This window comes from Acidiluteibacter ferrifornacis, from assembly GCF_009909615.1.
In the GTDB taxonomy this organism is placed as follows: Bacteria; Bacteroidota; Bacteroidia; order Flavobacteriales_E; family Vicingaceae; genus Acidiluteibacter; species Acidiluteibacter ferrifornacis.
Genome location: NZ_WWNE01000004.1, coordinates 224,640 through 238,002, shown reverse-complemented (window position 1 = coordinate 238,002; position 13,363 = coordinate 224,640). Strand labels below are relative to the sequence as shown.

10 protein-coding genes are annotated in these 13,363 nt (G+C 37.1%); 2 read left to right on the top strand and 8 right to left on the bottom strand.

Annotated elements, in window-relative coordinates; translation table 11 throughout:
* Nucleotides 1-20: 20 nt before the first annotated feature.
* Genes GQN54_RS04035 through GQN54_RS04025 form a run of 3 tightly spaced genes read right to left on the bottom strand, consistent with a single transcriptional unit; the run spans nt 21 to nt 3,314 of the window.
* A complete protein-coding gene (locus GQN54_RS04035; RefSeq protein WP_160632227.1) occupies nt 21-719 on the bottom strand; it encodes a queuosine precursor transporter in 699 nt (232 codons plus the stop codon).
* Nucleotides 716-2,029, bottom strand: a complete 1,314-nt coding sequence (gene tilS / locus GQN54_RS04030) for a tRNA lysidine(34) synthetase TilS (RefSeq protein ID WP_160632226.1) — start codon at nt 2,027-2,029, stop codon at nt 716-718. Before tilS ends, GQN54_RS04035 begins: the two co-directional genes overlap by 4 nt.
* A 1-nt stretch (nt 2,030) precedes the next feature.
* Complete coding sequence (locus GQN54_RS04025) at nt 2,031-3,314, bottom strand: anthranilate synthase component I family protein (RefSeq protein WP_160632225.1); 1,284 nt, start codon at nt 3,312-3,314, stop codon at nt 2,031-2,033.
* Nucleotides 3,315-3,479: 165 nt separating this feature from the next.
* On the opposite strand from GQN54_RS04025, the gene GQN54_RS04020 reads away from it, so the two are divergent.
* Nucleotides 3,480-4,364, top strand: a complete 885-nt coding sequence (locus GQN54_RS04020; protein ID WP_160632224.1) for a lysophospholipid acyltransferase family protein — start codon at nt 3,480-3,482, stop codon at nt 4,362-4,364.
* A gap of 453 nt (nt 4,365-4,817) precedes the next feature.
* Here the strand turns inward: GQN54_RS04020 and GQN54_RS04015 are convergent, their stop codons facing one another.
* The 4 genes from GQN54_RS04015 to lnt all read right to left on the bottom strand — a co-directional run bounded on the left by GQN54_RS04015 (nt 4,818) and on the right by lnt (nt 10,679).
* Nucleotides 4,818-6,320, bottom strand: coding sequence for a T9SS type A sorting domain-containing protein (locus GQN54_RS04015; RefSeq protein ID WP_160632223.1), 1,503 nt, complete (start codon nt 6,318-6,320; stop codon nt 4,818-4,820).
* 160 nt (nt 6,321-6,480) lie between these two features.
* Entirely contained in the window at nt 6,481-7,494 is a 1,014-nt protein-coding gene (gene hemH, locus GQN54_RS04010; protein ID WP_160632222.1) for a ferrochelatase, read from the bottom strand.
* 81 nt (nt 7,495-7,575) lie between these two features.
* On the bottom strand, nt 7,576-8,973 hold the full coding sequence (lpdA, locus tag GQN54_RS04005; RefSeq protein WP_160632221.1) for a dihydrolipoyl dehydrogenase: 1,398 nt from the start codon (nt 8,971-8,973) through the stop codon (nt 7,576-7,578).
* Nucleotides 8,974-9,074: 101 nt separating this feature from the next.
* Nucleotides 9,075-10,679, bottom strand: coding sequence for an apolipoprotein N-acyltransferase (gene lnt / locus GQN54_RS04000; protein ID WP_160632220.1), 1,605 nt, complete (start codon nt 10,677-10,679; stop codon nt 9,075-9,077).
* 62 nt (nt 10,680-10,741) lie between these two features.
* Here lnt and GQN54_RS03995 point away from each other — a divergent pair, with 62 nt between their 5' ends.
* Nucleotides 10,742-12,370: an endonuclease gene (locus tag GQN54_RS03995; protein ID WP_160632219.1), complete on the top strand. Its 1,629-nt coding sequence runs from the start codon at nt 10,742-10,744 to the stop codon at nt 12,368-12,370.
* A 70-nt stretch (nt 12,371-12,440) separates the two neighbouring features.
* Here the strand turns inward: GQN54_RS03995 and GQN54_RS03990 are convergent, their stop codons facing one another.
* Complete coding sequence (locus tag GQN54_RS03990; protein WP_160632218.1) at nt 12,441-13,331, bottom strand: hypothetical protein; 891 nt, start codon at nt 13,329-13,331, stop codon at nt 12,441-12,443.
* Nucleotides 13,332-13,363: the final 32 nt, after the last annotated feature.

Here is a 13,363-nt window from a genome sequence, read left to right as displayed (position 1 = left end):
GCTCAAAAAACAATAAGACTTTACATTTCATCGGCAAATCCGATTTCTTCATTTGCTTTTAAGCCAAATTTCTTCCGGAATAGATAAACCGATAAATACAACAGTGGTGTATCGAATAAAGCAATCAATACCTTGTATAAAAATCCATTGATCAATAAATCTCCAAATCGGATCCACTCGATGGACCCAAACAAACAAAGTAGCGCCAATACACTAGCCGTATCCACTAACTGAGAAGTAATGGTGCTGAAATTATTCCGCAGCCAAAGGTGCTTTCCATTGGTTTTCTTTTTCCAAAAATGATACACTCTAATGTCGATGAACTGTGCCAATAGGTATGCAATCATAGAAGCACTCACGGCTGCTCCTGTCAACCCAAAAACTTTGGAAAAAGTAGCATTATCCACAGGAGACCAAGAAGTAGCAGGTACGGCATCAGCAATAAGCACTAACAAGAAAATAAAAACTGTAGCAACCAAGCCAGAAACCACTACAAAATTGGCACGCTTTCGCCCATAAATTTCTGATATCAAATCAGTAATCAAGAAAGTCAGTGGATAAGGTAAAATACCAACCGACAATTCAAAGGTGTATGTATTGAAAAAATCCCAAGAAAAAAACTTCTGGAAAATTAGATTACCACTTACCAAGCAGGCGATAAAAATCCCACCAAAAATAAAATACCACTTTTCGGCTTTTATGGTTTGTTGGATATTCATTTTACGTTCACCCTCCAAACTCGCTCTGTGTTCTCTTCTACTTTAAATCGATTATCTACTCGATGTCCAACCACCCAAATGATAGCATCAACGGACCTTAATATTTGAACTTTCTCTTTTTGAAATAGCGATAATTTCTCATCGATAAAAAAATCACTCAGCTTTTTAAACGTTTTCATTCCAAAGGGCTGAAAAGCATCTCCTTTCTTCCAACCATCGAGCACAACAGGCAACGCTATTTTATCGGCATCGAAAACAGCTGTATTTTTCCCATCAGGAAAAGAATTTAATTCTTCCCGAGCAATAACTTCTCCTTTCAGCCATCGATTTTCAAATATTAAAGATTGAATGGTTTCTCGCGCTACCGACCGATCGCTTTTAGGTGCAATCACTAACTCTTGACGATTGACCAAAAGGGTGTGTGTTTCTGACTCTAAAATGCTTCCTGTAGTTATTTCAGGCGAATTAATGATGGATTCTATCTGAGCACCATTAAAACCAAAAGGCTTGAGCAATTCAAATGCTAGTAATTGAGGTGAAATAGACTGCTGCAACTTTTTCCAATCAATCTTACTTTCGTTACCCTTTACCTCCACTCCGATCGCCGTAAACCGCTTTACTTCTGCATCCAACAAACTCAGAGATTCCTGAATCAAGCTCATGCTCTTTTGTGCATTTTGTATAAAAGTAGGATTCAATTCTTCCAATTCAGGGATAATATCCAATCGAATCTTATTTCTTAAATATTTATCATCCTGATTAGATGCATCTTCTCTAAACTTGATATTCTTCTGGGCTGCATACTCCCGAACTTCTGCTTTTGTACTAAAACTCAAGGGTCGAGCGATCCACTCCGTTTTGATGGGAATGCCACTTAATCCCCTCAATCCACTTCCTCTAATTAGATGAATAAAAAAAGTTTCCACCTGATCATTCAAATGGTGGGCAGTTATCAATCGATCTAAACCATGCTCTTTTTGTAATTCCGCAAACCACTCATATCGCAACTCTCTTGCAGCCATCTGAATAGAAATCTTTCTTTCTGCTGCTATTTCTTTAGTTTCAAAAGAAGTTACAAAAAATGGGATCTGATGTGTCTCACAATACTCTTTTACAAATTCTTCGTCTAAATCACTTTCTCGAGCACGTAGATTAAAATTACAATGGGCTACATGGATGGAATAGTTTAATTGCCTCATTAAATCCAATAGCACCATAGAATCTACTCCACCACTTACTGCAATGAGTAATTTTTCGGAGTGGTTAAAAAGATTCTTCTCCTCAATATAACCTTTCAGTCTGTCTAACATGTTAATCTTGTTTTAAAACATTGAATACGGCTTTAGCTTTTAGCAAGCATTCCTGATATTCTTTATCTGCATCGGCTTTGGCGGTTATGGCCCCTCCAACTGTTAGTGATAAATAGTGAGTTGAAGCATTATACTGCAAACTACGAATTATCACATTGAAATCGAAATCTCCTTCAGGAGAAAAATACCCTACCGATCCTGAATACCATCCTCGCCTAGACTCCTCCAGTTCATCAATTAATTCCATCGCTCTAACCTTGGGGGCTCCTGTCATAGAACCCATCGGAAAAGCGGCCTGAATGACCTCTAAGGAGGAATAATCAATACTGACATCAGCGACAACTGTGCTAATCATTTGATGAACCTGAGGGAAAGTATAAATCCCAAATAACTCTTCCACCTCCACACTGCCCCTTTTTGCAATTTTAGAAAGATCATTACGCATTAAGTCTACAATCATTACATTCTCATTCTGTTCTTTCAGGTCTGTCTTTAAATTGGATTTAATCTGAATATCTTCTACTTCTGTTTTCCCTCTTCTAGCCGTACCTTTTATGGGTTGAGCAATAATTTTTTCTCCTCGTTTGCATAGGAATCGCTCTGGAGTTGCTCCCATTAAGTAAACAGAATTCCATTTAAAAAAAGTCGCAAAGGGCATAGGAGATTGACTGTTCAATGTCCGCATTACTTGTGAGGGCTCAATTAAAGCTTCATCGTCATAAAATTCTTGACAAAAATTGACTTCGTAGATATTCCCTAATTGTATATGACGTTGTAATGCTTTTATTTTGTCTAAGTAAGCAGATTTTTCTATACGAGGCCTTAAGTTTACAGCTTGACTTACTGATTGATTTTCAATGAGTGAACAACTCAACAATTCATCCAACTGCTTTTTACTCATTTTAGAACTAGACCATAACTTCACCTTTTGAGTATCCCTTTCTTTAAGGAGAATATATCGAGGTGTAAAAAAGTACAGTTCAGGAAAACCAATAGGGTTTGGGTGCCTCGAACTTAAATTTTCCAACTGATTTTTTAAATCATAAGAAAGTCCACCAAAAACCCAGCTATTCTCATTTATAAATACGGCTAGCTTCTCAAATGACGATTCATTGGCTTCCAACTCCTTTTCTACGCCATAAGCTGCAACCCACTCAAACTTTCCATACTTATCAGGGTAATCATTTGAATTAAAAACCAACGATACATCAAATTGATCTGCAATGCCAATTAATTGATCAAATGTAATTGCAGAAAGCGAGCTATTTTGGTAACACTGATACATGCAACAAATTTAAGGCGATATTAAGCGAGAAGAACAACAAAATAGATGAAATAGTTTAAAATAAATCAATTCTACGGCTTAATGGCTTATAAAATTGAAAGTGAATGAGTGCCGAATAATCATTTTAGTTTAGTTTTGTCGCGAGAATCAATTAACAACAGGTCAATGCTAAGTAGACTTTTATATTATCTAATCATTAAGCCCATTTCCTTATTGCCTTTCTGGGTAATCTACCGAATATCGGACTTGGTGTTCGTTATCATTTACTTTGTTGTAGGCTATCGCAAAAAAGTAGTTTTTGGAAATATTCAAAGATCATTTCCCGAAAAGAGTCCTAAAGAAGTAAAAGCCATTATGTTTAAGTTTTATCGTCACTTCTGCGATTTGATTTTAGAAAGCATTAAAGGATTTAGCATTTCCTCCAAAGAAGCACAAAAAAGAATGGGTTCTGAACATGTTGAGATTATTAACAATTTTGGCAAACAAGGTAAAGATGTTGTTCTTATTGGAGGTCATTACGGGAATTGGGAATTGTTTGCTATTGCCGTTGGGCCCACTATTAATATTAAACCCATAGCCCTTTTCACCCCTCTTTTGAATAAGTTTTTCGACAAAAAAGTAAAAGCAAGTCGATCTCGATTTGGCTTAAATTTGTTGCCCAGCAACGAAGTTAAAGTATTGATGAACAAGGATAACGACGGTAATAAAATGGTAATTTTCGGCTCTGACCAATCACCTAGAAAAACGCAACGAGCTTATTGGATGACCTTTTTAAATCAAGAAACAGGGGTACAGTTTGGGGCTGAAAAATTTGCAGTAACTCACAATTGCGCGGTGGTATACGGACATATCTATCGACTAAAAAGAGGTCATTATAAAATTTCTTATCAAACCATTTGTGACGATGCCAGCATGATGGAATATGGTGAGATTACAAAAGCACATACTAGATTGCTAGAAGCGGAAATCATCAAAGAACCAGCCTATTGGTTGTGGAGCCACAAACGATGGAAGCATACTCGTCCGGAAGGAGAGGTATTGCATGATTAGTTTCCCTTGGTGGATAACTGTTCCATCTTGCAATACTTCATAAAGATAAGGTAATTTTCGTTCTTTTGGTTTCCCGCCGTGTGAACTGGGACGGACAGGGTCCAAAATGAATCAACCTGTCTCGCCTCAGGCGAAAAATTCAAGGCTTTGACCAATTTATTTTAATAAGTCACTCGTTTTTTGTCCTGAGCTTTTTAAGTTTATACTGAGCCTTGCCGAAGTAAAGGGCTTCGGAGCTAGACGAATTTACTAAGGCTCTACTTCGAAAATCTCGAGAATCACTCAAGGCCAATCACACCAATTAACCATGATTAAAAAATGAACATGTGTTTTCGCATAGACGTTTTTGTCACATGGAGCAGAGAGTTCACACTGAGATTTGCCGAAGTAAAATTTATTAAAGTTTTGTCACATTGAGCGGAGTCGAAATGTAGGACAAAACCACAATTTACATTACTTCCCTACCACCACTTTCTCCGTACTCACCCCATGCTCTGAAATCACTTTCAGAAAGTAAATGCCGTTTTTTAAGCCATTGACAGAAATCGAATTCACCTTTTGATGAAACGATTGAACCACTTTACCTTGTAAATCGTAAAATAAAATAGAAGTAATGCGTGCATTGGGCAAAAACTCCAAATACAACTGCTCTTGCACAGGATTAGGATACACTTTTAGTAATACTGACTCTTGCTCGTTCTTCTTCAAACCAACGGTTTGCATTTCATGAATGCGAATAATGGGTTGGGTAGGCACTCCGTCCCAATGGGTCCAATCGCCCATTACATAATACCCTCCAAATTTTGATTCAACAATATTAGAAATACCTCCTTGAAATTGAAAAAGGATGGTGGTGTCAGGACCTCTTGAGGTAAAATACTGCGGCTCTATGTTGCCATTGGAATCCAACTTCACAATTGCATTCTTAACATATCCTTGTACTTGATTAAAAACACCTCCAACTAAATACCCATTGTCAGGAGTTTTGACCACACTTCCTATTTGTGATCCATTTGAGGCTGAATCTATTGGTCTTCCCATATTATTAAAGGTGGTATCCAGGCTTCCATCGGCATTGAGTTTCAGCATAGAAAACCATTCACTAGGGTGATTATACACCTGAAAATTTCCGATAATGAAGAATTTGCCGTCTTCCTCTACCAAATTAGGCCGAAACCCTCCGTTACCGGGAATAATAGGACTGTGGAAGGTAGTATCTAATGTGCCATCCAAATAAATGCGGCACAATCCATTAACGATATGTCCATCGTACTGCGTAAAAAGTCTTGGCAAACCAAACACCAAAATTCGGGTACTGTCGTAAGGCCAAAACCCGGAAACGGTGCCATCAGTGGTGTGCTGAAAAGTGGAATCATAATACCCTAAAGAATCTACCTTTACTATGGATTGTCCAAGATAAGTGTTGGGAGGGTTACTAATTAAACATCGGTTGGGGTTTCCATTCCAACTGTTGGTCATTAAAGAAGAGCCATTCGGAAAAAAGTAGGGCCAGTAAGCACGTGAGCAACTCACCGTTTGTTGATACATTTGCAACCAATTTTGCCACACAGGATTTCCGTCTATATCCATGGGAAAATAAAACCCACTCGAACTTGATATAAAAACACTGTCGTTTATCGGATAAAAGAACGAATGATTCTGAACATTAAACCCCTGAAAGCCAAAATTTCGACTTCCATCTCTGTGCATACTCATTAAAGAATAGAAGGGGTCGTTGCCTAAAAACTTTCTAAAACTGCCTGCTACATGCAACGTCCCTGTTACGGGGTTTTCCCATATCATTGAAACATACCCCTTTCCGTGGCCTTGATTAAAATTGAAAAATGGTTGAAAAGTGGTGTCCATTGCAAAAGAAGGCTGAGCACACAGCTCAGCCTTCGTTCCAATAAATTGGAAATTAAATAATATAAAAATAACGGTTAATCCCTTTTTCATTTTTGAATGATCAATTTTACTTTGTGAATAGCTGTTCCATCTTGCAATACTTCATAAAGATAAGGTAATTTCTTAATAATCCAACTATCCTTCTAATATCGAGTGCAATACAAACAAATTACTAGGTCTTCATTAGAATCAATCCAAAAAAAAGCGAGTATTAAACTCGCTCTATAATCATATCTTTTATGGCATCAACCCATACAGGGTGAGCATTTAAGCTTTCTACTAGCTGTAGTTTCTCGCCACCATGCTCCTCCCAAATTTCTTGATATTCTATTCCTATTTCTACCGTAGTTTCTAAGCAATCAGCGACGAAAGCTGGGCTGAAGGCTAACATCTTTTTCATACCTGACTTTGCCTTTTCTTCCACTACTTTATCAGAAAATGGCGTTAGCCACTTATTATCTAAACGAGATTGGAAAGCTACTGTATACTTCTCTTCAGGGATACCTAAACGCTCCGCAATTAATCGTGTAGTTGCAAAACAAGTCGCTTTATAGCAATATTTATTCGTGTCTGTCAGTTCATTTTCACAATTGTGGTCTGAACAAGGAGAGCCATCTAAATATACTTTATCGACATGCCTTTCAGGCACTCCGTGATAAGAAAATAAGAAATGTTCGTATTCATTCAGATCGTATTGCTTGGCTCGCTCTACACAAGCATTAATAAACCCCGGATGATCCCAATATTGGCTTATGAAAGTAACTTCGGGTATCACCCACCATTTGCTCATAATTTTCATTGCCTTTTCTATTGCAGACCCTGTACTGGCCGAAGCATAGTGCGGAAACATTGGGAACACGATTATCTTGGTATAATTCTGCATTCGCATTTCAGCTAACACATCGTCCATACTCGGATTCTTGTAGCGCATAGCTAAATGAACTCCAAATTGATCTCCTAGCCTCTCCTGAAGCATGTTTTTTACTTCCTCTCCATAATACAACAACGGTGACCCTTTTTCTGTCCACAGTTCTTTATAAATTTTGGAGGAGCTAAACGATCGGAAAGGAACAATGATAAGGTTCACTAGAATTTTTCGAGCCAACCATGGGATATCAATCACCCGTGGGTCGTTCAAAAACTCACTTAAATATGGTCGAACATCTTTTACTTTTGGGCTATCTGGAGTTCCCAAATTAACTACCAATACTCCTGTCTTATCCATTTTGTTATTTTTAAAAATTGAAAGCGTTGTAAATTTTCACTCACAACGCTTTTCAAACATTCTTTTAGAAAAATAGTTCGCTTAAATATGTATTGCTCTGTTGTCAGTTGCTGCTAATGCTGCTTCTTTTAATGCTTCTGTAAAAGTTGGGTGAGCATGACTCATTCTTGAAATATCTTCAGCTGTCGCTCTATACTCCATGGCTACAACAGCCTCAGCAATCATATCTGCAGCTCGTGGACCAATCATATGGACACCTAAAATTTCATCAGTGGTTTTATCTGCCAAAACTTTCACCAAACCATCAATATCCATACTTGCCCTAGCTCTTCCACTTGCTTTAAATGGAAATGAACCTACTTTGTAGTCTACTTTTTTCTCTTTCAACTGCTCTTCCGTTTGTCCAACACTAGCCACCTCTGGCCAAGTATAAACTACTCCCGGAATTAAATTGTAATCGATATGAGGATGTTCGCCATTCATATGCTCGGCTACAAACATTCCTTCTTCTTCAGCCTTGTGAGCCAACATTGCTCCTTTCACTACATCTCCAATGGCATAGATATTATCGACATTGGTCTTCAAATGTCCGTCTACTTCTACTCTACCTCTATCGTCTAATTTTACACCTGCTTTCTCTAATCCTAAGCCTTTTGTATACGGAATTCTACCTACAGATACTAGGCAATAATCCGCATCAAGTGTTACTTCTTCTCCTTTTTTATTGTCAGCCTTTACTGTAACTGATTTCCCTTCGTTTTTAACCGACTTAACTTTGTGACTCAAATAGAATTCAACACCAATTTTCTTCATCGATTTTTGTAATTCCTTACCCATGGTTTTATCCATAGTAGGAATTATTCCATCCATGTATTCAATAACGGATACTTCTGTACCTAAACGAGCATAAACAGAACCCAATTCCAATCCGATTACTCCACCACCGATTACAATCATCTTTTTAGGAATTTCTTTCAATTCCAACGCTTCTGTAGATGTAATCACTCTTTCTTTATCTAATTCGATGAAAGGAAGAGAACCAGGTTTAGAACCTGTAGCAATTACAATCTTTTTTGCTTCGATCTTTTTGATATCCTTCCCTTCGATATTGATAACCGTATTGCTTTCCAAAGAACCTGTACCATGCAACACATCAATCTTATTCTTTTTCATTAAAAAGTCGATACCACCAACTGTTTGCTCAACTACACTTCTCTTCCGAGCTACCATCTGCTTGAAATCCACTTTCAAATCTTTCAGGTTGATTCCATGCTCAGGAAATTGATGTTTAGCTTGATGATAATGCTCAGATGAATCTAATAAAGCCTTAGACGGTATACACCCTACATTTAAGCAAGTCCCACCTAACGAATCATATTTTTCGATGAGTGCTGTTTTCATACCTAGTTGAGCGCATCTTATGGCACACACATATCCACCAGGTCCTGATCCAATAATTGCTACATCGTACTTTTCCATTTTCTTTATATTGAAATTATAGTTCTATAAATTATATTCTTCGTTTCAAATCCATTGCAAAATTAATGAAAGTTCAATGGAATCATTATTTAATTCAAGTCTTATTTCGCGCTAAGCTTCCTAACAAAGGCTAACAACAATAACAAGGGAGCGATAAAAGCAGCTGACCTACCAATAATGTCTCCATAGTCGGCATAAACTGTAATTGTATCGTTCTTATTCAACTGCGCCTTAATTACTGCTTGTTCCCACCAAGCAGTCTTTTGAAATACTTCTCCCTTTTGATTAATAAATGCAGAAATTCCGGTATTGGCGCTTCTTGCAATACTCCTTCTGTAGGATATGGCTAAAATTCGAGCATAGGCCAAGTGCTGTCTATAACCAGCTGTATTGTCCCACCACCCATCGTTGGTGATGATAAAAATCAATTCTGCTCCTTGACTAATGTATTCTCCCACATATTCTGGATAAACAGATTCATAACAAATCACTGGAGCTATAACTGTATGTTCCGTACTTTCAAAATTAGTTGGATGTTCTTGATAGCCTAAAGATCCAGTTGCGCCACCTAGCTTTATAGAAAATTTATCGATAAAGCTAAGGTATTTTCTAAAGGGTAATTTCTCTACTCCTAAAACCAATTTAGATTTCCGATGCAATGGAATATTTGGTGTACTATCAATCTGGAGAGCTGCATTGTATATATCGTATCTACCAGGACTATCCTTTCCAAAACTTCTTGCAGTGTAGGGATATTCTTCTCCTTCCGTATACAACTTTGCAGTAGACAAACCTCCAACAAATGTTACTCTTGGAAACTTTTTAATGGTTTCTCGTGCACGCTCAGTCCCATAAATAAAGTCCAACTCATGTTCCCAATAGTTGGCAGGAAAAGAGGTCTCAGGTGCTACAATATAGTCTGTATTTTCATCCACTTCTCTTTCTGCTAAATCAAAAATTCGGTCGATTTGTTCAGACTCTGAAATTCCACCAAACTTTTCGTTGTAGGGATCAATATTGGGCTGAACTACAACTACCTCAACAGGATCTACCGACTCAGCGTATTTATCAAATAGTTGTAGCGACCAAATCATCGGTCCAACTAGAATCATCAATAAAAACACAATTAAGCCCACTTGTTGCATCATATTCTGTTTGAGTAAGGCAATGTTTCTGAAGATAAAGAACACGACTAAATTGACTACTAAAATCCATAGTGAACCACCCAAATGACCAGTATACTCATACCATTGTATCCAATCAGGTGTATTTGCAAAAGCATTTCCAAAAGTTAACCAAGACCATGACAACTCCCAGTTCAGATGTAAATATTCAAAAGCAATCCATAAAATAACCAATCCTATGTAGCCTTCTTTTTTCCCTACCCTGGTTTTCACCAAATGGAAAAAGAAAAACACAGCAGCCATAAAAAATGAATTGAACACTATGGCCATTATAGCTCCTGGAAGGGATGCATAATAAATCCACCACGTAGTGATGAGATTGAAAACAAAAAAAGTTAAGTAGCTGTGTAAAAAGACCGAAACTGAGTTGTTTTGAGACGCTTTAGAAAGATTATGCTCTACAATTAATAATGGAACAAGCGCAAAAAAGATTAAGAATGTGATACCTGGAGTTTCTGGCCAAGCGAATGCCAATAATAAACCGCTTAAAGTAGATAGTAACGTATTCTTAATCCTTGTCATTTGGCATTTGAAGTTTTGTAAAGTTATTAATATTTACTTTTGTGGTAAATTAAAATAACAAAATGAAACAATTATTACTTCTAGCAATCTGTATCCCTTTATTTTCAACGGCTCAAGTTTTGACAGTAGATCAAACTCAATTAAATTTTGGAACCGTAAATGAAATTACTCCAGACAGCCTTCAGTTGACGATTACTAATACTTCTGCCACTCCGATAACCGTTAATCAGATCAAATTTTACAACACCTATAACACCACTCCGTTTTCTGTGAATGAAAGCAACTTTACCATTGCTGCAAATGGAAACAAAACGGTTTGGGTGAAGTTTAGTCCCCAACATAACATCATGCACAACTCAGAGATGATTATAAAGCATACTGCTAATAGCGGTTATACAAGAGTGGACTTAATGGGTCAAGGAACGTATTCTAAAACCTATTATTCTTCGACAGAGAACACTTCAGAAGAGGCATTGAAAACGGCTTTAAATACTCGGTTGGGTCAAGGATACATCTCTTTGGGATATAATTCGGCAAGAGATGCCATGTTTATGACCATTGACAACGAAAAAACGAATGGACAAAATGCGACTGTAAACACCTTAGAATGTGTATATACCGGAACAAAAATTACAGGTTATAGCAGCCGATCTGCCGCGCAAAACGGTTCACCACAGTTCAACACTGAGCATACCTATCCGCAAAGTACATTTAGCTCGGCAGAACCAATGAAAAGCGACTTGTTCCATCTATTTCCAACTACAAACACATCCAATAGTAATAGAGGAAACAATCCATTTGGAGTTGTTTCTAATGGTACTGCAACAGGAGGAGGATCTTTTTACAATAGCTCCATGTTTGAGCCTCGAGATGCCCAAAAGGGAACTACAGCTAGAGCTTTAATGTATTTTGTATTAAGGTATCAGAATTATGGGAATCATTTCACCTCTCAAGAAAACATTTTAAAACAATGGCATGCTACTTTCGCTCCAGATGCGATTGAGCAAAGAAGAAATGACGATATTTTTGCGGTTCAAGGCAATAGAAACCCATTTATTGATTACCCTCAATTCGCTGACCGAATCACCAATTTTGTAACCACCTCATCCGCTCCAACAATTAAAAGTATAGACATTACTCAACCTACTATTAGTTTTGGAACTGTAAATTCGGATACACTTTTCAACTATATCATTGTAAACACCGGAAATACTGCTCTGAATTTAACTAACATCACATTGTCTAATACCACTGATTTAAGTTTCTCTCCTGCTATTGGTGCATCAGCCACGTTAAATGTAGGTGAAGCCTTTGTGTTTCCAATTAAGCTTTCAGCCAACACTTTTGGGACCTTGTCAGAAACTCTATCATTCAATACAGGGCTTCCAGGCTCTCAAGGATCAATCTCAGTTCCAATTACCGCAAATGTGGTTACTTCTTTAGGAGAAATTACATGGGAGCAATCCATCAGTATTTTCCCAAATCCTGTAAATAATCAATTGAATATTAACAGTTCCTATAGTGGAAAGCTAGATGTTAAATTGTATAATTTATTGGGACAACCAACTGCAGTTGATCAAATTAACAGCAATGGCAATATTCAGATAAACACCACTGAATTACCTGAAGGCGTTTATTTATTAGAATTGACCAATGGAAATGAGCGAATTCTTAAAAAAATTATGAAATAGTCTTTTTGAACGGTAAAATAAAAAAGGAGCTTCAAAATTTGAAGCTCCTTTTTTTATCATTTATCTCAATTTATCTGAATTCATATTTATAACCTAATGTCCATATTCTCGCTGTAGTTATCGTACTTGTGCTGGCTTCAGGTATATTATAAAAATAAACACTTGGCTGGTAATCGAAAACAATATGGCTATTCATCCAAAAGGGCGTGCTTTTCCCAATCCTAAAATCTACTCCCAATGGTAGGGAAGCTATAAAAGAAAAGCTAGGGTCATTTTGGTAATATTCATCCTTGGATAGAGATTCATAATTTCTCCAAGGATCATCTATAGAAGCATTTGAATTACTGTTGTACGAACTATTATATTTTGATATAAAAGTATATGAATCAATTGCAAATCCTAGCATAATACTACCTCCTCCAAAAAATGACCATCGTTTAGCAGGATGGGTACTAATCAAGTAGGCTCCATTTAAAAAGACTTCAGTCTGACCATAATCCATATACACTCCACTACTCGCCGTTGAGTCTACATAATAAACTCTATTAGTAGTAGAAGAGTATAACGTGTCAATTCTAAATTTCTCAGATTTTGAATACCCTCTGGACAGCTTTCTTGTATCGGAGAAGGAAATTCCCAACCTAAGCGAACTAAAAAGTTTTTGGTCTTTCTTTTGTTCATTAATAAACTTGAAATGAATATTTATACCGGTCATAGATGCCGATTCATAGTTATCAAAAAGTGCATTTTTATCATAGGAAGAAAAGTCCTCCTTTAGAATATCTGATTCAGGTGCAAGCATTCTAAAATTTTGCATTGTACCAATACTTCCTTGATGTGAAAGTACTCCAGAGTATACAGAGACGCCTGAGAAAACTAGCTTTGATTGATCACTATTCTGAGCAATACTCGTCAAAACTGAGAAAAAAACAATTCCAATTAACCCAACCTTTATATTCATACAATTAATTCTGATTAGTTCCCTTCAAACGA

Coding starts and splice junctions, on each gene's coding strand:
- GQN54_RS04015 (WP_160632223.1), bottom strand. CDS start 6,320: ATGAAAAAGGGATTAACCGTTATTTTTATATTATTTAATTTCCAATTT.
- GQN54_RS03995 (WP_160632219.1), top strand. CDS start 10,742: ATGAAACAATTATTACTTCTAGCAATCTGTATCCCTTTATTTTCAACG.
- tilS (WP_160632226.1), bottom strand. CDS start 2,029: ATGTTAGACAGACTGAAAGGTTATATTGAGGAGAAGAATCTTTTTAAC.
- lpdA (WP_160632221.1), bottom strand. CDS start 8,973: ATGGAAAAGTACGATGTAGCAATTATTGGATCAGGACCTGGTGGATAT.
- GQN54_RS03990 (WP_160632218.1), bottom strand. CDS start 13,331: ATGAATATAAAGGTTGGGTTAATTGGAATTGTTTTTTTCTCAGTTTTG.
- GQN54_RS04035 (WP_160632227.1), bottom strand. CDS start 719: ATGAATATCCAACAAACCATAAAAGCCGAAAAGTGGTATTTTATTTTT.
- hemH (WP_160632222.1), bottom strand. CDS start 7,494: ATGGATAAGACAGGAGTATTGGTAGTTAATTTGGGAACTCCAGATAGC.
- GQN54_RS04020 (WP_160632224.1), top strand. CDS start 3,480: ATGCTAAGTAGACTTTTATATTATCTAATCATTAAGCCCATTTCCTTA.
- GQN54_RS04025 (WP_160632225.1), bottom strand. CDS start 3,314: ATGTATCAGTGTTACCAAAATAGCTCGCTTTCTGCAATTACATTTGAT.
- lnt (WP_160632220.1), bottom strand. CDS start 10,679: ATGACAAGGATTAAGAATACGTTACTATCTACTTTAAGCGGTTTATTA.